The 20,835-nt window shown below is 66.9% G+C and carries 20 protein-coding genes; 2 read left to right on the top strand and 18 right to left on the bottom strand.

The genetic code is table 11. The features are described from left to right. Positions 1 to 20 precede the first annotated feature (20 nt). The 11 genes from RJ1_RS30275 to RJ1_RS30225 form a co-directional block, all read right to left on the bottom strand. Positions 21 to 851, bottom strand: a complete 831-nt coding sequence (locus tag RJ1_RS30275) for an alpha/beta fold hydrolase (RefSeq protein ID WP_073366200.1) — start codon at positions 849 to 851, stop codon at positions 21 to 23. Next, positions 848 to 1,300: a MaoC family dehydratase gene (locus RJ1_RS30270; RefSeq protein WP_073366199.1), complete on the bottom strand. Its 453-nt coding sequence runs from the start codon at positions 1,298 to 1,300 to the stop codon at positions 848 to 850. Before RJ1_RS30270 ends, RJ1_RS30275 begins: the two co-directional genes overlap by 4 nt. Positions 1,301 to 1,327: 27 nt before the next feature. Beyond that, complete coding sequence (locus RJ1_RS30265; protein ID WP_073366198.1) at positions 1,328 to 3,025, bottom strand: PHA/PHB synthase family protein; 1,698 nt, start codon at positions 3,023 to 3,025, stop codon at positions 1,328 to 1,330. A 16-nt stretch (positions 3,026 to 3,041) separates the two neighbouring features. Continuing rightward, positions 3,042 to 4,613 (bottom strand): long-chain-fatty-acid--CoA ligase, encoded by a 1,572-nt coding sequence (locus tag RJ1_RS30260; protein WP_073366197.1) that lies wholly within the window; start codon positions 4,611 to 4,613, stop codon positions 3,042 to 3,044. 34 nt (positions 4,614 to 4,647) lie between these two features. Continuing rightward, positions 4,648 to 5,295, bottom strand: coding sequence for a CoA transferase subunit B (locus RJ1_RS30255; protein ID WP_073366196.1), 648 nt, complete (start codon positions 5,293 to 5,295; stop codon positions 4,648 to 4,650). Between the two features lies 1 nt (position 5,296). After that, positions 5,297 to 6,055 (bottom strand): CoA transferase subunit A, encoded by a 759-nt coding sequence (locus RJ1_RS30250; RefSeq protein ID WP_073366195.1) that lies wholly within the window; start codon positions 6,053 to 6,055, stop codon positions 5,297 to 5,299. After that, positions 6,052 to 6,654 (bottom strand): RBBP9/YdeN family alpha/beta hydrolase, encoded by a 603-nt coding sequence (locus tag RJ1_RS30245; protein WP_143048910.1) that lies wholly within the window; start codon positions 6,652 to 6,654, stop codon positions 6,052 to 6,054. Before RJ1_RS30245 ends, RJ1_RS30250 begins: the two co-directional genes overlap by 4 nt. Before the next feature lie 27 nt (positions 6,655 to 6,681). Then, complete coding sequence (locus RJ1_RS30240; protein WP_073366193.1) at positions 6,682 to 8,013, bottom strand: MFS transporter; 1,332 nt, start codon at positions 8,011 to 8,013, stop codon at positions 6,682 to 6,684. Positions 8,014 to 8,120: 107 nt separating this feature from the next. Next, the gene (locus tag RJ1_RS30235) at positions 8,121 to 9,173 is read right to left on the bottom strand and encodes a beta-keto acid cleavage family enzyme (RefSeq protein WP_073366192.1); all 1,053 of its coding nucleotides are present in this window, start codon (positions 9,171 to 9,173) and stop codon (positions 8,121 to 8,123) included. Between the two features lie 49 nt (positions 9,174 to 9,222). Next, positions 9,223 to 10,137, bottom strand: coding sequence for a TauD/TfdA dioxygenase family protein (locus tag RJ1_RS30230; RefSeq protein ID WP_073366191.1), 915 nt, complete (start codon positions 10,135 to 10,137; stop codon positions 9,223 to 9,225). Positions 10,138 to 10,175: 38 nt separating this feature from the next. Next, entirely contained in the window at positions 10,176 to 11,150 is a 975-nt protein-coding gene (locus RJ1_RS30225; RefSeq protein WP_073366190.1) for a quinone oxidoreductase family protein, read from the bottom strand. Positions 11,151 to 11,354: 204 nt separating this feature from the next. Here RJ1_RS30225 and RJ1_RS30220 point away from each other — a divergent pair, with 204 nt between their 5' ends. Beyond that, complete coding sequence (locus RJ1_RS30220; protein ID WP_073366189.1) at positions 11,355 to 12,365, top strand: AraC family transcriptional regulator; 1,011 nt, start codon at positions 11,355 to 11,357, stop codon at positions 12,363 to 12,365. On the opposite strand, the gene RJ1_RS30215 is transcribed toward RJ1_RS30220, so the two are convergent. Further along, on the bottom strand, positions 12,341 to 13,165 hold the full coding sequence (locus RJ1_RS30215; RefSeq protein WP_073366188.1) for a class II glutamine amidotransferase: 825 nt from the start codon (positions 13,163 to 13,165) through the stop codon (positions 12,341 to 12,343). The two genes, RJ1_RS30220 and RJ1_RS30215, sit on opposite strands and share 25 nt — an antisense overlap. A 232-nt stretch (positions 13,166 to 13,397) precedes the next feature. On the opposite strand from RJ1_RS30215, the gene RJ1_RS30210 reads away from it, so the two are divergent. Then, on the top strand, positions 13,398 to 14,018 hold the full coding sequence (locus tag RJ1_RS30210) for a GyrI-like domain-containing protein (protein WP_073366224.1): 621 nt from the start codon (positions 13,398 to 13,400) through the stop codon (positions 14,016 to 14,018). Positions 14,019 to 14,076: 58 nt separating this feature from the next. Here the strand turns inward: RJ1_RS30210 and RJ1_RS30205 are convergent, their stop codons facing one another. From RJ1_RS30205 to RJ1_RS30180, 6 genes are all read right to left on the bottom strand, one after another. Further along, complete coding sequence (locus RJ1_RS30205; RefSeq protein ID WP_073366223.1) at positions 14,077 to 15,225, bottom strand: acyl-CoA dehydrogenase family protein; 1,149 nt, start codon at positions 15,223 to 15,225, stop codon at positions 14,077 to 14,079. 63 nt (positions 15,226 to 15,288) lie between these two features. Further along, on the bottom strand, positions 15,289 to 16,467 hold the full coding sequence (locus tag RJ1_RS30200) for a CaiB/BaiF CoA transferase family protein (RefSeq protein WP_073366187.1): 1,179 nt from the start codon (positions 16,465 to 16,467) through the stop codon (positions 15,289 to 15,291). Further along, the gene (locus tag RJ1_RS30195) at positions 16,464 to 17,771 is read right to left on the bottom strand and encodes an MFS transporter (RefSeq protein ID WP_073366186.1); all 1,308 of its coding nucleotides are present in this window, start codon (positions 17,769 to 17,771) and stop codon (positions 16,464 to 16,466) included. Before RJ1_RS30195 ends, RJ1_RS30200 begins: the two co-directional genes overlap by 4 nt. 42 nt (positions 17,772 to 17,813) lie before the next feature. Continuing rightward, positions 17,814 to 18,608 carry an enoyl-CoA hydratase/isomerase family protein gene (locus RJ1_RS30190; RefSeq protein ID WP_073366185.1) on the bottom strand — a complete coding sequence of 265 codons (795 nt, stop codon included), beginning with the start codon at positions 18,606 to 18,608 and terminating at the stop codon, positions 17,814 to 17,816. Between the two features lie 108 nt (positions 18,609 to 18,716). Further along, positions 18,717 to 19,736: a LysR family transcriptional regulator gene (locus RJ1_RS30185; RefSeq protein WP_240319840.1), complete on the bottom strand. Its 1,020-nt coding sequence runs from the start codon at positions 19,734 to 19,736 to the stop codon at positions 18,717 to 18,719. A gap of 49 nt (positions 19,737 to 19,785) precedes the next feature. After that, positions 19,786 to 20,829, bottom strand: a complete 1,044-nt coding sequence (locus RJ1_RS30180) for a MerR family transcriptional regulator (RefSeq protein ID WP_073366183.1) — start codon at positions 20,827 to 20,829, stop codon at positions 19,786 to 19,788. Between the last annotated feature and the right edge of the window lie 6 nt (positions 20,830 to 20,835).

Genomic DNA, 20,835 nt, shown 5'->3' with positions numbered 1-20,835 from the left:
CCCGTTGCACGGGCCGACGGCTACGGTGCCGTGAGAAAGGACGTGACAGCCGGGGCGAGTTCCGTTGCGTTGGTGACCATGTCGATGTGCCCGCCGGGGTGGACGTGCAGGGTCGCGTGTGGCAGGAGAGCGTTCATGATGTGCGCGTTGAGGAGGGGAATGATCGGGTCGTCGGTCCCCGCGACGATCAGTGTGCGTTGCCGGATGAGGGGCAGCACCGGCAGGCTGGTCCACAGCGCACCCGCGAGGAGCTGGTGGACGTAGCCGATGCGCGAGCCGGCGTGAGACTGCTTTCGAAAGACTCGCGCCACGTCGTCTCCGCCATGTCGGGCGGTGCCGCCGTACAGTTCGCCGGCGATGGCCGCCGCGTAGCCGGTATCGGTGAATCGCCTCGGTGTCAGCATTTTCGCGAGCACTCGCGGGTGGCCGGGAACCATCAGGGCACCGGTTCCGGTGGCGACGAGAACGAGGCGCCGGCAGCGCCGCGGATTCTGCAGGGCGAACTGCTGGGCCAGTGCCCCGCCCCAGGACAGACCGAGCACGTCGACGCCGCCGATCCCGATGTCGGTGAGGAGCCTGCCCAGACCGCACGCGAGGGCAGGAATCCCGTACGGGACCGGTGATGCCGGCGAACCGCCGGTGCCTGGGACGTCGAAGCGGACGATCGTCGCCTCCGGGTCTGCCGCGGCGACGAACGGGTCCAGCACTTCCAGGCCCGCGCCGATGCCGTTGCACAGAACCAGGGGCACACCGGTGCCCCGGCGGATCCGCACCCGGATCCGCCGCCCTCCGACCGTCACGACACTGTCCTCGAACCGGTCGCTCCTGCCGAATATTTCGGTCACAGTCACGTGTAGAGCACCACGACGTCCGCGATGCACACCGGACGCGTTCCGCCGTCGATCTCGTAGGTCAACCCGAAGACTGCCTCGATGCCGGCCGGTTTCCGTTGCGCGGCGATCACGGACACCGTGACGCGCAGCGCGGAACCGACGGGCACGGGCGCCGGGAACCGCACCTTGTTCAGGCCGTAATTGAGGGCGGCGTGCACGCCGTCGACGATGAGAACTTCGGCGAGGATGCTCGGGGCGAGCGACAGCGTGAGATAGCCGTGAGCGATGGTGCTGCCGAAGGGGCCACGGGCCGCGCGTTCGGGATCGGTGTGGATCCACTGGTGGTCCCCGGTCGCGTCGGCGAACAGATTCACCTGATCCTGAGCAATTTTGAGCGTGCCGGTGGTTCCGATGGTCTGTCCGACGAGCCCGAGGAGATCGGTGGGGTGGGCAAGGTTCATGGTCATGGTGTGCCTCTGATCGTGTCGTGCGGGTCAGCTGTGATGGACGTAGGTGCCCGGTGCCGGGGCGAGCGGCGGGAACTGCCGGGCACCGAGGCCGTGGGGTGCGTCGACGTCGGGTCCGCTGCGCTCGGCCAGCCAGCGGGCGTAGTCGGGCCACCACGAGTCGGAAGCGGTCTCCGCCGCGGCCAGCCACTCGTCGGGAGTCTCCGGGACGGGCTGCCCGAATCGGAAGGACGCCCGCGGATTGCCCGGCGGGTTCACGAGTGAGGCGATGTGTCCGTTCGACGACAGCACGAAGCGGGAGTCCTTGCTGCCGAGGAGTCGAGCGCTCCGATAGGTGGACTGCCACGGGCAGAGGTGGTCGGCGGAGCCGCCGACGACGTACGCGTCGGCGGTCACGGTGGACAGGTCGACGGGTGTGCCGAGCATGGTTGCCGCCCCTGGAGCCGTCAGCGCGTTGCGCAGGCCGAGCAGGACGAGGTCGCGGTGCAGTGCCGCCGTCATGCGGGTGGTGTCCGAGTTCCAGAACAGCACGTCGAAGGCGGCGGGAGCGCGGCCCTGCACGTAATTGTTCACCCAGTACCGCCAGACCAGGTCGCTCGGCCGTAGCCAGGCGAACATCTCGGCGAGGGTGCGGCCGTCGAGATAACCCCTGGCGGCCGAGTCGCGGATCGCGGCCGCGGCGGCGCGCTCGCTCATGACGGCAGCCGCGGTGCCGGCCTGGGTCTGGTCGAGCACGGTGACGGCCAGGGTGAGGCCGGCGATGCGGTCGCCCTCACCGATCTCGGTGAGATGTGCCGCGACCATCGCCGCGAGAATCCCACCCGAGCAGGTGCCCAGGACGTGGGCGCTGTCGGTCCCGGCGACGCACTGCACCGTATCGAGCGCCTCCACGATCGCCGCGCCGTAGGTGTCGGCGTCCCAGTCCCGGTGCCGGGCGTGGGGGTTGCGCCAGGAGATCGCGAAGACCTGCTGACCCTGCTGCAGGAGGTACTCGATCAGGCTGCGGCCCGGTGCGATGTCGAGGATGTAGTACTTGTTGATGACGGGCGGGACGATCAACAGCGGTGTGGCGTGGACCTTCTCCGTCTGCGGCGTGTAGTGGATCAGTTCGAAGGTGCGGGTCTGCAGGACCACGGCACCCTTCGTCGCAGCCACGTCCTCCCCGACGGCGAACGCGTCGGGTTCGACCATGGCGGGCACGCGCGGTTTCGACAGCATGTCGCGGACGAGCGCGCGGACACCGCGTGCCGCGCTGAGGCCGCCCGTGTCCACCATTGCCTTCCAGCCCAGCGGGCTGAGAAGTGGATTGTTGGTGGGGGACAGGCCTTCGACGAGGTTGTCGAGGACGAACCGCATCCGCTCGTGGTCACGCCAGTCGAGTTCGGCGTCGTCGAGCAGGGCCGCAGCGGTGTGCGACGTCGCGAGATACGCCTGCATGGCCCGGCGCAGGGCCGGATTCTGCTGCCACGCGGCGTCGCCGAACCGTTTGTCCGACTTGGCGGGAGTTCGATCCGAGGTGCCGACGGCGATGGCGCCGAGTTCGCGGACGAGGGCGCCGCCGCGCCGGGCGACGGTACCCGGGCGGCCGGCGAGGCCGACCCCGAGACGGGTCCACGAGCTGTCGGGGAGCATGCGGGCGGCGACGCTGCGGCTTCCGCTGGTGAGGAGGAGGTCGAGGGGAGCGGTGAGCTCGTCGGGGATGGTGGGGAGGGGAGTGATGCTCACGGTGGTGCTTTCGGTATCAGAGTGCGGCCGGGGCGCGGCCGAGTTCGCGTTTGAGGATCTTGCCGGTGGCGGTCATCGGCAGGGTGGTGACGAATTCGACGGTGCGCGGGTACTTGTAGCTCGCCATCTGCTGCTTGGCCCAGGCGATCACGTCGTCCGCGGTGACCTGTGCGCCGGGTTCGAGGATGATGTACGCCTTGATCTCCTCGCCGTGGCTGTCGTCGGGAACACCGACGACGGCGGCGAGGGAGACGGCGTCGTGGCCGAGGAGGACCTCCTCGATCTCGCGGGGGTACACGTTGAATCCGCCGCGCACGATCAGGTCCTTGGCCCGGTCGACGATGTAGTAGAACCCGTCGTCGTCGACGCGGGCGAGGTCACCGGTCCGGAACCAGCCGTCGCGCAGCACTTCCGCGGTGGCGTCCGGTCGGTTGTAGTACCCCTTCATGACGTTGTGGCCGCGCAACGCGATCTCGCCGATGTCACCGGATCCGGTGACGGTGTTCCAATCCTTGTCGACGAGCCGGGCCTCGATTCCCCACACGGGGACGCCGATCGAACCGGGCCGGGGATCGCCGCCGGGGTCGCTGAACGTCGCGAGCGGCGACGTTTCGGACAGTCCGTACCCCTCGAGGATCTGCACACCGAAGCGGTCGGCGAATCGGGTGAGGATCTCCACCGGCAGCGCGGCACCGCCGGAGATCGCGAGCCGCATGTTCCCGGCGATGCGATCGATGTCGGCGGGGTGCCCGTCGAGGGCACCGAGCAGGCCCCAGTACATGGTGGGTACGCCGGCGAAGACGGTGATGTTCTCCCGTTCGATGAGGTCGAGTGCGGCGACGGCCTCGAACCGGGGCAGCAGCACGAGGGTCGCCCCCACCGAGATTCCGGCATTGAGGGTGACGGTCTGGCCGAACGAGTGGAACAGGGGCAGCGTCACCAGGTACCGGTCGTGGGTGGCGGGTGTGCTGTCGAAGAGGCGGTTGGCGGTGAGCGCATTGAGCACCATGTTGGCGTGGGTGAGTTCGGCGCCCTTGGGTTTTCCGGTGGTCCCGCTGGTGTAGAGGATGACGGCGGTGTCGCCGGGTTCACGGACGACGGTCTCGAACTCGGTGTCGTGATCCGCGACGGCGTCCACGAGGGTTCCGATCCCGTCGATCGCGGCGGGTGCATCCGGATCGGTGGTGATCCGGAACATGCTGCGGCAGTGAGGGCTCTGCGCAAAAGCGGAGCGCCCGTACTCGCCCATCGGCAGGTCGGGGGTGCCGTCGTAGCAGAAGTACGCCTTGGCGTCGGAATCGGCGAGGTGATAGGCGATCTCGCGGTCCTTGAGCAACACGTTGAGCGGCACGACCACCGCACCGGCCTTGAGGATGCCGTAGTAGACGACGGGAAACTGCGGGATGTTGGGGCAGGAGAGCGCGACCGTGTCGCCGGGTTCGATACCCGCCGACACCAGCAGGTTCGCGACCTGGTCGGACCGGGCGTCGAGGTCGGCGTAGGTCATCCGTGCGTCGCCGAGAATCAGGGCGTCACGATCGGGGAATCGGCGGGCGGAGTCTTCGAGAAGGACGGAGAGGTTGAGCACGGGACACTTTCTCGTGGTGGGAGTGGGAGAAGCGCTACGACAGCGGCGCTGCGGTGGCGGCGCGGACCAGGTCTTCGGTCACACCGGGCGCGCACTCGCGCAACACCAGACCGGAGTCGGTGACGTCGACGACGGCCAGGTTGGTGATGATGCGGTGCACGACGCGGCGGCCGGTGAGTGGCAGCGTGCAGCGCTCGACGATCTTCGGGGCACCGGACTTGTCGCAGTGCTCCATGAGCACGATGACCTTGCGGGCGCCGTGCACGAGGTCCATTGCGCCGCCCATGCCCTTGACCATCTTTCCCGGAACCATCCAGTTCGCGAGGTCGCCGGCCGCGGAGACCTGCATTCCACCGAGGACGGCGGTGTCGATGTGGGCGCCGCGGATCATCCCGAAGCTGAGCGCCGAGTCGAAGAACGACGCGCCCGCGTTGACGGTGACCGTTTCCTTGCCGGCGTTGATCAGATCCGCGTCGACCGCGTCCTCGTCCGGGTAGGGGCCGGTGCCGAGGATGCCGTTCTCGCTGTGCAGGGTCACCTCGACACCGGCGGGCAGGAAGCTCGGGATCAGCGTGGGCAGCCCGATGCCGAGGTTGACGTACTCGCCGGGCGACAGTTCCTCGGCGGCACGGGCAGCCATGTCCTCGCGGGTCCAGCCGATCGTCTCGACGGTGGTCGTCATGTCAGTCCTTCCTCGCGGCGACGGTGCGCTTCTCGATCTGCTTGTCCTGAGTCCCGGTGTGGACGATCCGGTCGACGAAGATCCCCGGTAGGTGCACCCGCGCCGGGTCGAGTACTCCGGGCTCGACCAGCTGCTCGACCTGTGCGATGCAGATGCGGCCGGCCATCGCGGCGAGCGGGTTGAAGTTGCCTGCGGACTTCGCGAACACGAGGTTGCCCTCGCTGTCACCGATGCGGGCGTGGACGAGCGCGAAGTCGGCGGTGATCGACTCCTCGAGCACGTAGTCGCGACCCGCGAACTCGCGGATCTCCTTGGCCGGGGACGCGAGGGCCACCGATCCGTCGGGTGCGTACCGCCACGGCAGCCCGCCGTCGGACACGGGCGTTCCGACCCCGGCGGGGGTGAAGAACGCGGGGATCCCCGCGCCGCCTGCCCGTAGCTTCTCGGCCAGGGTTCCCTGCGGTGTCAGCTCGACTTCGAGTTCACCCGACAGGTACTGGCGGGCGAATTCCTTGTTCTCCCCCACATACGACGCGGTGACGCGTCGAATCCGGTTGCGGGTGAGCAGGATCCCGAGCCCGTGACCGTCGATACCGCAGTTGTTGGAGAACACCTCCAGGTCGGTGGCGTCACCGGCGGCGATCGCGGCGATCAGCTCGTCCGGGATGCCGCACAACCCGAACCCGCCGACCGCCAGCGACGCACCGGAAGTGATGTCCGCGACGGCGTCGGCGGCCGAACCGAAGACCTTGCGCGTCATCGGGCATCCGCGTTCGCGAGGCCGGGGACGACCGTGCTCTCGATGAGGTCTCGGAGCAGTTCCTCGGCGTACGGCCAGTACCCGTAGCCGGCGGCGGGGTTGAGGTGGCCGACGGCACCCAGGTCGACGAGCTTGCTGCCCCACGACTCGGCCATCCCGGCGACCCGACGGAATCGGGCCATCGGATCGTTGGTGCTGGCGGCGACGACGCTGGGGAACGGCAGCCGGCCCCGGGGGACGGGATCCCAGCCACCCTGCTCGAGTTCCCCAGGGGTGGGATATCCCGCGGGCAGTGGTTCCTCGAGGTCCGGTGGGGTGGCGAGCAGGGCACCTTGGATCGGGCGGGCGGACTGCTGGGCCCAGTGGACGGTGATCGCCACTCCCGCACTGTGGGCGACGAGCACGACGGGGCCGTCGATGTCGGTGAGGACGGCGTCGAGTGCGGCGACCCGCGCGGCGAGGCTGAGCTTGTCCTGTTCGAGCGGCGGCACCGTCCGGACGGTGTCGAGTCGCTCGGCGAGCAACGTCTGCCAGTGGTCGGCGACATGGTCGCGCAGTCCGGGCACGATCACGACGGTCGGTGAGGTGGAGGTGGTCACGGTCGATTCCAATTCTTCGGATGTGGATCAGGCGGGTGCGGCGGTGAGGGCGGCGAGCTTGCGGCGTCCGGCCGGGTAGGCGCGCTTGCCGAGGATCAGGGCCACGATCGCGACGATGTAGATCAGGGGTGCGATCTGCAATGCGGTGACCAGCCCGAAGCGGTCGGCCAGCATCCCGACGACGAAGGGTCCCAGTGCCAGCCCGAGGAGGTTGTTGGCCAGGGTGAGCGTGCCGAAGGCCGAGGCACGGACCGACGAGTGGGTGAGGTTCGCGACCATCGCGGCGATGGGGCCGGACGAGCCGGCGGAGAAGAAGGCGCCGATGCCGATCAGGACCAGTTGGGGCGTGCCGGTCGGCAGCTGGAACCCGGCGCCGAGGAAGACGAGGGAGATCACGCCGAAGATCACCGCGGTGGTCCATTTCCGTGCAGGATCGTTGCGGCTCACGCGGTCGGTGATGATGCCGCACACCACCATGCCGCTGCCGACGAGGAGGACGAAGATCGACGCCATCGCACCGGCCTTGTCGAGGGCGAGACCGTAGGACCGGTTGAAGAAGCTCGGCAGCCACGCGAGCAGGACACCGGCGGTGAACATCTGGAGTCCGCCACCGATGTAGGCGAATACGACGGCGGGGGTGGTGAACAGGCTCGAGATCGGCGCCCGGAATCCGATGGGGCCGGGTGCGTCGGCCGGGTCGTCGTCGGCCGCGTGCTGCGCCAGTTTCTTTTCGGAGACCAGAGCCCGGAAGAGTGCGACTAGGATGAGCCCGAAGACGGCCATCGCGGCGAACGACCAGCGCCAGCCGAGGTTGACGGCGATCACGCCGCCGAGGGCGACGCCGATCACGGACCCGAACGATCCGCCGCCCATGAAGGCACCGCTGAGTGTGGAGTGCACTCGCGGGGCGAACACGCTGAGAACCACGGCGATGCCGACGCTGCCGTAGGCGGCTTCACCCACGCCGACCAGGAAGCGGGCCCCGAGCATCTGCTCGTAGCTGTTCGCCACCGCGCACAGCAGCGTGGCGAGGCTCCAGAGCACGGCCATCAGGAGCAGGCTCTTCACGCGGCCCCACCGGTCGGCCAGCAGCGACAGCGGGAGCGTCAGCAGTCCGACCATCAGCGCGACGACGCTGCTGAGCGACGCGAGCTGTGAATCGGTGAGCGCCCATTCGGTTTTGAGGAGCGGGAAGACGGCGCTGAGGACCTGCCGGGACATGTAGTCCGACAGCAGCAGACCGAAGGTGAGTGCGAAGACGATCCACGGGTAGAACCGGGACCGGGAGGCCGGAGCGTTGTTCCCGGTGGTGGTATTCGGGGCGGTGGTGTTCAGGGCGGTGGTGGCAGGCAGTCCCATGAGGCCTCCTATGGCCGTCAGGAGTGATAAAGGGGTGGGGGAGAGAGCGAGCAGCGATCTACCCGCTCTCTCCCCGGTCGTGACCGAGATCCCCCCGGCGCCGGAACTCAGGCGTGGTGGGTGAAGCCCACCTGGCCGCGGCGGCGGTTGGGCGCGTAGCCGAGCTTGGCGAGGGTCTCGTCGGCATCGGCGTAGGTCTGGCCGATCCGGTAGATGTCGCGGGCCTCCTTGCCGGTGGCCACCTCGCGGCCCAGTTCACCGGCGACGCGGACCAACTGCTCGATCTGCTGGACGGAGGTCATCTTCTCGCCCTTACGTCCCCAGATGGTGTCCTCGTTACCGCAACGAGGGTGCAGGCCCATCGCGATCGCCATCGTGTTGACCGGCAACACGCTGCGCATCAGGGTCTCGAGGGTCAGGCAGGCGCCGTCCGGGACTCGCTGGATGAAGTTCATGATGTTGTACGGGTTGGGGCCGTCGAAGCCGCCGCCGATGCCGACCCAGGTCAGGTTGAGCGGACCGGTGTAGATTCCGCGCCGGATGAGCCGCTCGACGGTCTCGAGCTGGGGGATGCTCGAGAGCTGGAAGTGCGGCTGAATTCCGGCCGCCTGCAGGCGACGCAGATGCTCCTCGACCCACGCCGGGCCTGCCGGGACCGTCATCTCCCGGTACGCCTCGGCGAGCTCGGGCCGCTCCATCGAGGTGCCGGCGATGTCGTCGGCGGTCATGAGTTCCATGATGTTCATCTGCGAGGTGTTGATCGCGATCGTCACCTGGTCGGGTGCGGGATCGAGGTCGGCCAGCATGTGCCGGGTGTCGTCCGAGAGCCACTTCGCGTCCGCCCCTTCGCCTTCGGGTGCGAAGGAGATCGATCCGCCGACCTGCAGGATCATGTCCGGCACCGCCTGGCGCAGTCCGGCGAGCAACTCGTTGAACTTCGAGAGCCGCTTGGATCCCTTGCCGTCGAGTTCGCGGACGTGGATGTGCAGGACGGTGGCGCCGGCCTCGTAGCAGTCCACCGCCTTCTGGACGTGCTCGTCCATCGTCAGGGGCAGGTCTTCGCGGAAGTCGTCCGGCTCCCACTCGGGACCGTACGGGGCGCACGTGATGACCAGCTTCTCCTGGGTCTCGGGGAAGAGGGCGTCGTCGTGGAAGTGCATGGGTGTTCTCCGTTCGAGAGGTTTCGGATCAACAGGGGGAGAGAAGGTTTCAGAAAGGTCGGTCGCCGACGATGCCGGCGCGTTCCATCTTGCGGACGGCGGGCCAGTAGTCCTGAACCGCGTAGTGCTGGGTGGACCGGTTGTCCCAGATCGCGACGCTGTTCTTCGTCCAACGCCACCGCACCTGGTACTCGGGAATCGACGCCTGGCTGATCAGGTAGTTGAGCAGGTTGCTGCTGCCGGGCGCGTAGTCGATGCCGTAGCGGATGTTCTCCGGGGTGTGGTAATTGACGAAGTGGGTCGCGAAAGCATTGACGAACAAGATCTTTTCGCCGGTCTCGGGGTGCGTGCGCACCACGGGGTGCTCGGCGTCGGGGAACCGCTGGTGCAGTGCCTGGCGCCGTTCCGGCGGCTGCGCGGCGCCGAACGAGGCCTCGATGCTGTGCCGGGCGCGGAGTCCGTCGATCTGCTTCTTGACCTGCTCGGGTAGCTTCTCGTACGCCAGGGCCATGTTCACCCAGATCGTGTCTCCGCCGATCGGGGGCGTCTCCACGCAGCGGAGAACGCAGCCCATGGGCGGGTTCTCCCGCCAGGTGGCGTCGCAGTGAAAGGCGTTCTCGTAGTGGTCGGCCGGGCTGTCGAGGTCCTTGTAGATTTGCACCAGCCCCGGGTGGTCGGGGTCGCTCCCCACGGCCGGGTGGTCCTCGAGCGGGCCGAACCGCTCGGCCAGCGCCACGTGCTCGGCGCGGGACATGTCCTGGTCGCGGAGGAACAAAACCTTGTACTCGAGCAGCAGTTCCCGTAGTTCGGCGAACAGGGCGTCGTCGCGGGCGGCGTCACCGAGGTTCACGTCGAACAGTTCGGCGCCGATCGAGCAGGTGAGCGGTGCGAACCGGAAGGACCCGGAAGGGGAGAGGATCGTGTGCGGTTCAGGCGAGTAGGTCAGTTGCGTGGTGTCGGTCATGGTGGTGTCTCCGTCGGGGTGAATGTGGTGGCGCGCTGTCAGAGTCGGAACACGGAGGAGCCGATGCTGCGGCCGGATTCGAGGTCCCGGTGCGCCTGGACGGCGTCCTCGAGCCCGTAACTCTGGTTGATCTCGATTCGGATCCGGCCGGCCTCGACGTGTCCGAAGAGTTCACCGGCGAGTTCGGCGCGCTCCGCCGGGTCGGCGATGTAATCGGCGAGCGCGGGGCGGGTGACGAACAGCGAACCCTTGACGGCCAACTGCATCGCGTTGATCGGGGGAATCGGTCCGGAGGCCGTTCCGAAGCACACCAGCAGTCCGCGCCGGGCGAGGCAGTCGAGCGACGTCTGGAAGGTGGACTCGCCGATGCTGTCGTATACGACCGGGACGCCGGCACCGTCGGTGATTTCCCGAACCCGCTCGGCGACGTTCTCCCTGGTGTAGACGATCACGTGCTCACACCCGTGGGCGCGGGCGATCGCGGCCTTCTCGTCGGTGGAAACGGTGCCGATCACCTTGATGCCCAGCAGTTTTGCCCACTGCGTGAAGATCAGGCCGACGCCGCCGGCCGCCGCGTGTAGCAGCACGGTGTCGCCCGCCTTCAGCGGGTGGATCCGGCGCAGCAGGTAGGCCGTGGTCAGACCGCGCATCGTCATCGCGGCTGCGGTGTCGAAGCGGATCGCCTGTGGCAGCGGGATCAGCGGTGCGGCCGGCATCACGCGTTCGGTGCTGTAGGCGCCGAGGGGGCTGCCCGTATAGGTGACGCGGTCGCCGACCTGCACGTGGGTCACGCCGGAGCCGACCTCTTCGACGACACCGGCCGCCTCCACTCCCATGCCCGCGGGCAGTTCGGCCGGGTACAGGCCGGTGCGGAAGTAGGTGTCGGCGAAGTTCAGTCCGACGGCCTCGTGCCGAATCCGGACCCCGTGGGTACCGGGCTCCCCGACCTCGACGTTCTCCCACTTCATGACTTCCGGAGCGCCGTGCTCGTAGAACCGAACAGCCTGTGCCACAGTATTTCTCCTCTTCGATGTGATGATCGGTGCGGTGCCGCGGCCGGACCGTTCGCGGCCGGCGGGGCGGGGGTGGCCCGGTGTGGTGGATTGCCTCTCCGCACCGCTTCTGTGATGCACCTAACAGTACGGGCGCATTCGGCCGACTGCTTATCCTGACGGGACAGACGGCCTATCATTTTGGGACAGGGCATTGGAGGTGGCATGAAACCCCTTGCGCGCTACGCGTCGCTGAACGGATACCTCGAGCTGTGCCGGTCGCTCGGTGTCGACCCGGTGCCGTTGATGAGGTCCGCCGGCCTCGATCCGTCCGGCCTCGCACTGCAGGACCGATGGATCCCGGCCGCGGCGATCGCGCGCCTCCTCGAGCAGTCGGTGGAGGCGTCCGGGCGCGAAGACTTCGGGGTGCGCCTCGCCGAGCGCCGGCAGTTCTCCAACCTCGGTCCCCTCAGCCTCGTCGTGCGGGAGGAACCCGACGTCCGCAGCGCCCTGCGCGTGCTCACCCGGTACACGCACACGTACAACGAGGCGTTGCGGACGCGGATGTCCGAGATGAACGGCCTCGTGACCCTCCGCGTCGAACTCGATCTCGGGGAGACGCTCGAGACGCGGCAGTCGATCGAGCTGGCGGTCGGTGTGCTGCACCGGCTGCTGCGCGGCTTCCTCGGTGGCGGCTGGAAACCGCTCACGGTGTGTTTTCCCCACCCGGCGCCGGCGGACACGGCAACGCATCGGCGATTGTTCGGTCCGGTCGTGACGTTCGAGAACGAGTTCGCCGGCATCGTGATCGAGGCGGCCGACCTGGACGCGCCGAACAAGATGTCCGATCCCCTCCTGCGCCCCTACACGCAGCAACTGCTCGACTCCTTGGAACCGTCGGACGACGTGACGATCGTGAGCAGGGTTCGCGAGCTGATCGAACTCCTGCTCCCGACCGGCCGGTGTTCCGTCGATCAGGTGGCCCGCAGTCTGGGGGTCGACCGGAGGACCGTGCATCGGCGGCTCGCCGAGACGGGGGAGTCGTTCTCGACGGTTCTGGACGCCACCCGCGTCGAACTCGCCGAGCGGATGGTCGCGAACCCCCGCCTGAGTCTCACCGAGATCGCGGACATGCTGGCGTTCTCGGCGCCGAGCAACTTCTCGCGGTGGTTCAGCGGCCGGTTCGGGTGCAGCCCCAGCCGTTGGCGAGCTCAGCGGACGGGCGATACCGGCTGAAACGGCCGGATCTCGTCCTCACCGGGGCGGATGACTGCGGCGTACGACTCGGGTACCTCGTTCCACGCGCCCTCTAGGTCGCGAAGCGGTTCGGACACCACGAACCGGGTTTCGTCGCCGAGCTGGTGCAGCGCCTCCACCTCGGGGTGGAGGGCCCGGACCTTCGCGATCGCGGTGGAGAAGAACAGCGACCGCGTCTGCTGCTCGGTCGAGTACCGGAAGATCCAGACGGAGACGCCGTCGGTGGTCGCGATCGTCGCCTGCACCGGGTTCTCGACCCCGTGGCGGGCGCCGACGTCCTCGACGTACCCGACGGCCCGCGCGACGGCGGTGAGCGGGTCGTCGGTGAGACCGAAGGTCAGAGCGAGGAAGAACAGCGTCTCGGAGTCCGTGGAACCCTCGATGTCGGGGTAGAGGCTCGGGTCGACGGCCATCGCCAGATCGCGCTTCATCTCGGAGAAACCGCGCAACGCGCCATTGTGCATCCACAGCCAGTTTCCGTGCCGGAAGGGGTGACAGTTGCTGCGCTGCACCGGAGTTCCCGTCGACGCACGCACGTGGGCGAACATCAGCGGCGTCCTGATCTGCCGGGAGATTTCCTGGAGGTTCCGTTCGTTCCACGCGGGTTCGATGCACTTGAACAACGCCGGTGTAGGTCCGTCGCCGTACCAGCCGATGCCGAACCCGTCACCGTTCGTGGTGGTCGCGCCCATGCGGGAATGCAGGCTCTGGTCGATGAGGGAATGGGCAGGACGGAAGAGCAGGTCCTCGATGAGGATCGGATCGCCGGAGTATGCCATCCATCTGCACACCTACTCATTGAAGCAGGTCGAGCCTGTCGATGTCATGCGATCTCCGGGTCACCGGCCGATCCGGCGGTGTGTCGACAGGTCGGTTCAGGGTGCGGCTCCCGGCGGCCGACAGCCGGTGGTGAAAGGGCGCCGGATACGACGATTCGATTGCCCGTCATGATGTCGACGGATCCGAACGAACGTGAATTGGCTGACGGCAGTCGAAGCAGGGGTGCATCCGATGAAGATCGACCTGAAGAAGCAGCGTGCGACCTACACCGCCGTGCGGGGCAGATTCTCGGTGGTGACCGTGCCGGCGTTGCAGTTCCTCATGATCGACGGCCACGGTGACCCCAACACGTCGAAAGCGTACGAGGACGCGCTGAAGACGATCTATCCCGTGGCGTACAAGCTGAAGTTCTTCAGCAAGGGTGAGCTCGGCCGCGACTATTCGGTGATGCCGCTCGAAGCGCTCTGGTGGGCCGACGATATGGACTCGTTCACAGCGGCTCGCGACAAGTCGCGATGGGACTGGACGCTGATGAACATGGTCCCCGACTGGATTACGTGTGAACACTTCGACACGGTGGTCGAGGCAGTGGGTCGCAAGGGCGGCGCCCCGGCGCTCGACGCCATTCGCCTCGAACGGTTCGACGAGGGCCTGAGCGTGCAGACACTCCACGTCGGCTCCTATGACGAGGAGGCGCCGGTCCTCGACGAGATGCACACCCGCTTCATCCCCGACAACTCGCTTCGCATGACCGGCAAGCACCACGAGGTCTACCTCAGCGATCCCCGTCGCACGGCCCCCGGCAAGCTCGAGACCATCCTCCGACAGCCCGTAGCGCGGATCGGCCAGTGACGAATGGTGGCAAGGTACGAGTCGAGGTCCGTGCGGCGAATGTCCGGATCGATCGTCGTCACAGTCCCAGAGATCGGGAGATGATGGTCTTCATCACTTCGCTCGTTCCCCCGAAGATTCGGCTGACGCGAGCGTCGACGTACAGCCGGGAGATGGGGTACTCACGCATGTAGCCGTACCCGCCGTGCAATTGCAGACAGCGATCGATCACCCGGGACTGCATCTCGGTGCAGAACAGTTTCACCTTCGCCGCATCGGCGACGTTCAGGGTTCCGGTGTCGAGCGCGACGAGTGCCCGGTCGATCAGGGCCTGGGAGGCTTCGAGTTCGGTGGCGCATTCGGCGAGTACGAACTTCGTGTTCTGGAAGTCGGCGACGCGTTGTCCGAAGACCTTGCGGTCCTTGACGTAGTCGGTGGCGAGGGTGAGCGCGGCTGCGGCGGTGGCGTGCGCTGCCACGGCGACGGTGAGCCGCTCCTGGGGAAGGTTGTGGGTGAGCATGGAGAAGGCATTGCCTTCTCGGCCCAGGAGGTTCCGGGCGGGCACCCGGACGTTGTCGAAGAGTAGCTCGGCGGTGTCCTGCGCCTTGAGGCCGAGCTTGTCCAGGTTGCGTCCGCGGGTGAAACCGTCCATGTCGGCTTCGACCACGAACAGCGACAATCCGTCGCGTCGGTTCTCGGCGACGCGTGCGGTGCGGGCCACGACGACGATCAGATCGGCGTTGATGCCGCCGGTGATGAAGGTCTTTGCGCCGTTGAGGATCCAGTCGTCACCGTCCCGGACGGCGGTGGTGGCGATGCCTGCGAGGTCCGAGCCGGTTCCGGGTTCGGTCATCGCGATCGAGGAGATCAGTGACCCGTCGACGAAGCCGGGGAACCAGCGGTCCTTCTGTTCGTCGTTGGCGTACTCGAAGAAGTAGGGCATGACGGTATTGAGGTGGACCTGGAGGCCGCCGAACGAGGCCGCGGCGTATCCGGTCTCTTCGATGACGATGGCGTTGAACAGGAAGCTGGTGATTCCGCCGCCGCCGTAGGCTTCCGGGATCTGCAGTCCGTTGATGCCGATCTCGGCGGTCTTGGTGAACAGTTCACGGGGGACGCGACCGGCCGACTCCCAGTCGGTCAGGTTCGGAACTATCTCCTTGCCGATGAACTGGCGGACGGTGTCGCGGAAGGCGTCGTGGTCGGCTGTGAACAACTCGCGGTGCATCAGGGGTTCCTTACGGGTGAGGGTTGCGGCCGTCTGGGGAACGGCCATGGAGGAGAAAATGATTCAGCGGATGACGCCGTCGGTGGTGAGGGCGTCGATCGTGGTGGCGGGGTAGCCGAGGGTGGTGAGCAGCTCGTGGGTGTGTTGTCCGAGTGCGGGGGCGCCGACGGTCGAGGATTGGGGCATGCTGGCGAGGTGCCAGGGCGAACCCAGTGTGGTGTGTGGGACACCCGCGGGGTCGGTGACGGTGACGAAGATGCCGGCGGCCTCGACGTCCGGGTTCTTACGGACCTCGCCGTAGGAACTGATGCGGCCGGCGACGACACCGTTCGGAATCAGCAGTGCCATGGCTTCGTCGCTGGTCATCTTGGCGAACTCGGCGCGCAGTTCCGTGAGCAGGTCGGAGCGGTTTCGGACCCGTGCCTCGTTGGTTGCGAAGCGGGGGTCGCCGGCGAGCTCGGGTCGGCCGAGAAGGTGGCAGAGCCGGTCGAAATGTGTTGCCGAGTAAGCGGAGACGACGAGGGCACCGTCGCGGGTGGGCATGACGTCGGCGGCGGGCGCGACCGTGGCCTGGCCATTGCCTTTGCGTATGGGCTCGTTGCCGGTCAGGAGATATTCGCCCCAGTTCGGGCCCTGGAGGTGGACACCTACTTCGAGGAGCGAGGTCGTGACGGTGTCGCCGTCGCCGGTACGCAGCTTTCGGATGTAGGAGCCGAGGATGGCTTGGGCGAATACGTGGGCGGCGGCGGAGTCGACCACGGGAAATCCGACGCGTTGGGGTTCGCCGTCGGCTTCCCCGGTGACCGACATGATGCCGCTTTCGGCCTGCGCTGCGATATCTAGTCCTGCACGGTATTTCGATGGTCCGTTGGCGCCGAACCCGCTCACCGTGGCGTAGATGATGTGTGGATGTGCTGCCCGGATGGTGTCGGCGCCGAGCCCGAAGGAGTCCATTACTCCGGGGCGGAGATTTTCCACGACGATCTCCGCGCCTGCGATGAGCTCCCGGGCGATCTGCCGGCCGCGTGCGTCCTTGAGGTCCACTGCGATGCCGCGCTTGTTGCGGTTGTAGTTCCGGAGTATCGCTTCGCCGTATATGCCGATCGATCGGGACGATTCACCGTGTACGGGTTCGACTTTGATCACGTCGGCGCCGAGGTCGGCCAGGATCTGGGTAGCGGCTGGGGCCGCGATGAACTGTCCGAAGTCGACGACGCGGACGCCGTCCAAGGGTGTAGTCATTGCGCGTTCTCCTGCACACGGGCGTTGAGCGTGGCGACGTCATGTTCGGGGCGGACGAGGAACATGGCGGCAGCGCCGCCGACGGCCATGAGCATTCCGGTGAGAGCGAAGCCGTGGCCGTAGCCGGTGATCTTGTCGGTTGCGTTGCCGACGAAGTATCCGAGCACGAGAGGCGCGAGGATACCGGCCATGCTGTAGAAGGCGACGAGGAAACCTAATATCGGCCCTCGTTTGCGTGGATGGACGACGTCGGCGATCGCGGTGAAGGCGACGGCGTAGGCGGCGGTGTTGAGTGAGAACGCCAACGCGATGAGGATCATCTGCGGCAGTCCGGCCGAGAGCAGGGTGAAGGCGAACATCGATAGACCGGCCGCGACGATCAACCCGCCCGCCAGATACCCCCGGGAGACGCGCCGGGAAACGCCGCGGACGGTCAGCCAGTTCGACAACCATCCGGCGCCTATCGCACCTACCGCGGCGACGGCGTACGGAAGCATCATCAACCGGCCCGCGGTGATCGTGTCGTAGCCGAGACCGTCGGAGAGATACACCGGCAACCAGGCGACCTTCAAGGTGGTCGACCAGTATGAGAAGAAGGTCAGTAGGGCGATACCGACGACGGTTCCGGTGGTCAACAACATCCGATACGGCGCATCGACCAGGTGCAGGGTGCCGTCTGCTGTGTCGGCCGGGGTGTGCACTGGGGCATCCCTCCCGAGCACCAGCCAGGCCACAGCCCACAGAGCGCCCAGAGCAACGAGGACACCGAATGCGGCGTGCCAGGACCACGTGACGATGACCCAGGTCAGTATCGGTGCGGCGAGCAGGGGGCCGACCGAGGCGCCGGCCGTCACGACACCGCTGGGTAAGGCCCGTTTTTCGGCGGGGAACCAGGAGTGCACGGAATGGGTGGCCAGCGCGTAGGCCGGACCTTCGGCAAAGCCGAGGACGATCCGACAGGCGAGTAGAACGCCGAAACTGACCGGACCGAGTAGCGGCACCATCGTGACAATCCAGACGAGCATCAGAAGGGCCAGGAGCCAGCGGACGCCGATGCGCGACGAGAGCGCGCCCAGCACGATCGCGCCGACGGCGAACAGCCAGAAGAATGCGCTCTGGAGCAACCCGAACTGCTGCGGGGTGATACCCAGGTCGCGCTGGATGTGGACGCCGGCGAAACCGAGCACCGCCTTGTCGGCGAAATTGAGGAGGAGGAAGGTGAACAGCAGGACGGTGATCAGCCAGGCTCGCGCCGGCGACGGTGGCGAGGCGACCGCTGTCTGCCGTGTAAGGATTTCAGACATCGAGACAAACTCCCAAGATGACGAGTGGAGGGGCCGTTGTTGTCAGCGGCCGGTGAATGCAGGCCGGCGCTTGTGCAGAAAGGCTTCGGCTGCTTCCCGTGAATCGTCGGAATGGAAGCACTGCACCATGCGATCGACTTCGGCGAGCAAGTAGTCGCTCAGTGGTGTGAGGGATGACTGGAGCAGATTCTGCTTCATCGCCCGCAGCGCGAGCGGGGACAGTGCTCCCAGACGGCCCGCAAGTTCTCGTGCAGTGTGGTGCAACGACTCCGGGGACTCCACCGCGGTCACCAGCCCAAGCTGTTGTGCTCGTGACGCGGAGAGCTTTTCCGGTGCCAGAAAGAGTTCGCGTGCACGCGCGGCGCCGAGCATGTTGTTGATCAGCCAGACTCCGCCGAGATCCCCGGACAGGCCGGCGTTGACGAACGCGGTGTTGAACACTGCTCGATCGGACGCGATGCGGAAGTCTGCCGCGGCTGCGAGCGAGAGTCCCGCGCCTGCGCAGGCGCCATCGATCGCAGCAATGGTGATCTGCGGCATCCGGTGAAAGTCGAGGAGGGCGGTGCTGACCTGACGCAATCGGGCGGTGTCCGCAGCCACGGAGTCGCGGCGCAGAGTTCTCGATTCCGGAGCTGCAGCCAGATCGGCACCCACACTGAAATCGGTGCCCTGTCCCGTCACGATCACCGCCTGCACTTCCGGCGAGTGCGAAACCTCGGTGATCACGGAGTGAAGATCTTGGAAGAGCGCGAAGGAAACCGCGTTGCGCCGACCGGGATTGTCGAGCGTCACCGTTGCCGTAGTTCCCTCGAACGCCACATGAACTTGGCCGGGCATGAGTCCTCCTTCAATGACTGGCAGTACGCCTGTGAGCTGGTGCACAGTCATTGAAGAGGGCGACGACTGACTACGTCAAAGACACGTTTTCACCCAGATTGACTGCAATTAGCTGTCAGTTGCGGGCCGCACTTCGGAGTCTCGGTAGTTCCGATCGCGGACCCGGTGATCCGCCGCCAGTGCCGTCAAGGACGCCGCCTCGACCAACGAGTGGCCCCGGCTGGTATTTCGTTCGATGCCGCGGAGCCATGACTGCAGCGATCGTGTGGAGAACTCGACGAACTCGGTGGTTATCGCGGTCAATCGGCTGGCTCGGTGCACCATTCCCAGCGGGCGGGACAATGCCGGCGAGAGTTCTCGCACTACGCCGCCGCGGTGACGCGCATCGAGTGCGATCCGGAGGGGGATGATGGCCGCGCCTCCACCGGACAGCACCATCGGCAGTACCGCACCACGCTGGGGTACCTCCACCACGATCCGTGGTTCGATCCCGTGTCGGCGCAACGTATTCTCGATGTAATCTCTTGTCGCTGTTCCGCGTTCGCCCATGACGAAGGGAACCCCTGCCAAGGCCTCGACGGGGGTGGGATCCGGCCAGGAGGCATCGGTGCCGGGCGGGCAGACCAGGACAAAGTTCTGGTCGCTCATCTCCTCGCTGGCCAACTCGCCCGCGGCGACCGGCATGGCCAGGAACCCGATCTCGCACGCGCCGGATCTGACGAGGTCGACAACGTCTGCCGCTTCGTCTCGCTCCTCGATACGGAATCGTGCGTCGGGAACCTCCGACCGAAATCGCGCCACCCAGGATGACAACGGGTCGGTAGACATGTCCGACAATGTTGCTATATCGATCCGGCCCCCGAGGCCCTGCCCGACGCTGCGTACTGCGTTCTCGGCGGCTTCTGTCTCGCGCAAGATCATGCGTGCGGGACCGACCAGAGCCTGTCCGGCGGGTGCGACGACCAGGCCTCTGCCCACACGGTGGAACAGTTCGGTTCCTAAGTCTTTCTCCAGCTTTCGGACCGCCTGAGACAGCGACGGTTGCGCCACCCGCAACGCCGCAGCTGCCCGGTTGACCCCTCCGTGATCGACAACCGCAAGGAAATACTCCATCTGACGCAGATCCATGTAGAAAACCTAGTCGGCGCCGCGCCCGATTCGGCGGATCGGCCTCCGGTTACGTACGCGGCGCCGTGTGTGATGGCGTGGGTCGGCGTCGTCGTCCGTGGTCCTGGGTGTTGATGATTGCTGCCGCGGTGGACGCGATCGTCCGGTCGCGGTCGTGGGTCAGCCGGGACAGAGCCCGCCGTGCCGCGGTGCCGGGAATCTCGGCGAGGGCTTGGGTGATTCGCAGTCGGGTGGGCGTGTCATCGGCGTGGTCGAGCGTGGTGTGCATGGCCTCGACGATGTCGTCGGCCGAGGGGGAGATGGTCGTCAGTAGGCCCAACGCTTCGGCTGCCTCGACATCGCGCGGCCCCTCCGCGACCATCTCGAGGAGGGCGGGTATCGAGTCGATGTTTCCGCGTGAGCCGAGCGCGAGGGCCGCGTATGCGCGGACCGTGGCGTCCGGATCATCGAGAGCCCGTCTCAGATGTACCGTTGCCTCCGTAGTGTGGATTGCCGCTATGGCGGCAGCGGCGCGACGCCGGATCGCGACCTCGCCCGCGTCGAGTCCGTGGGCGAGATCCTCGAGTCCGTGGCCGGCGACCCTGGCCAACGACCAGTGCAGCGCTCCGGCCACATTGAGGTCGTCTTCCGACAGGATGGCCTCGACCAGCGCTTCGACGGGCAGCGACGCAATCCCGTTGTGGGACAAGATCACTTGTTGACGATGGGCCGCGGATTCCGATTCGAGCCCGCGCAGCAGAGTGACGATGTGTAGAACGTCCTCCCACTGCGCGGGGGACGCGGCGTCGACACGTTCGAGGTTCGCGAGTAGTTCCTCCTCGGCGGCGATCCGCTGGCGTGTGTGTCGGATGAGGTCTCCCACCAGATCGGCCGGTGCGAAGTCGGGCTCGTCCAGTGCGCGCTTGGCCTCGTTCAACGACAGCCCCAGGGTCCTCAGGCTCTCGACGTGGAAGAGCCGTCGGATGTCGTCGGCGGAGTACTCGCGGTAGCCGCCGGAGGTGCGGCCCCTGGGCTTGACGAGTCCCAATGTGTCGTAGTGGCGCAGCATCCGGGTGCTGACACCACAACGCTGGGAGACCTCACCGATCAACATCGCATC

This window comes from Rhodococcus jostii NBRC 16295 (genome assembly GCF_001894825.1).
GTDB lineage: Bacteria > Actinomycetota > Actinomycetes > Mycobacteriales > Mycobacteriaceae > Rhodococcus_F > Rhodococcus_F jostii.
The sequence above is the reverse complement of the archived record's forward strand: the minus strand, read 5'-3'. Positions and strand labels throughout refer to the sequence as shown.

Coding starts and splice junctions, on each gene's coding strand:
- RJ1_RS30270 (WP_073366199.1), bottom strand. CDS start 1,300: ATGACCATGAACCTTGCCCACCCCACCGATCTCCTCGGGCTCGTCGGA.
- RJ1_RS30255 (WP_073366196.1), bottom strand. CDS start 5,295: ATGACGACCACCGTCGAGACGATCGGCTGGACCCGCGAGGACATGGCT.
- RJ1_RS30250 (WP_073366195.1), bottom strand. CDS start 6,055: ATGACGCGCAAGGTCTTCGGTTCGGCCGCCGACGCCGTCGCGGACATC.
- RJ1_RS30240 (WP_073366193.1), bottom strand. CDS start 8,013: ATGGGACTGCCTGCCACCACCGCCCTGAACACCACCGCCCCGAATACC.
- RJ1_RS30235 (WP_073366192.1), bottom strand. CDS start 9,173: ATGCACTTCCACGACGACGCCCTCTTCCCCGAGACCCAGGAGAAGCTG.
- RJ1_RS30230 (WP_073366191.1), bottom strand. CDS start 10,137: ATGACCGACACCACGCAACTGACCTACTCGCCTGAACCGCACACGATC.
- RJ1_RS30220 (WP_073366189.1), top strand. CDS start 11,355: ATGAAACCCCTTGCGCGCTACGCGTCGCTGAACGGATACCTCGAGCTG.
- RJ1_RS30215 (WP_073366188.1), bottom strand. CDS start 13,165: ATGGCATACTCCGGCGATCCGATCCTCATCGAGGACCTGCTCTTCCGT.
- RJ1_RS30210 (WP_073366224.1), top strand. CDS start 13,398: ATGAAGATCGACCTGAAGAAGCAGCGTGCGACCTACACCGCCGTGCGG.
- RJ1_RS30205 (WP_073366223.1), bottom strand. CDS start 15,225: ATGCACCGCGAGTTGTTCACAGCCGACCACGACGCCTTCCGCGACACC.
- RJ1_RS30200 (WP_073366187.1), bottom strand. CDS start 16,467: ATGACTACACCCTTGGACGGCGTCCGCGTCGTCGACTTCGGACAGTTC.
- RJ1_RS30195 (WP_073366186.1), bottom strand. CDS start 17,771: ATGTCTGAAATCCTTACACGGCAGACAGCGGTCGCCTCGCCACCGTCG.
- RJ1_RS30190 (WP_073366185.1), bottom strand. CDS start 18,608: ATGCCCGGCCAAGTTCATGTGGCGTTCGAGGGAACTACGGCAACGGTG.
- RJ1_RS30185 (WP_240319840.1), bottom strand. CDS start 19,736: ATGGATCTGCGTCAGATGGAGTATTTCCTTGCGGTTGTCGATCACGGA.
- RJ1_RS30180 (WP_073366183.1), bottom strand. CDS start 20,829: ATGTTGATCGGTGAGGTCTCCCAGCGTTGTGGTGTCAGCACCCGGATG.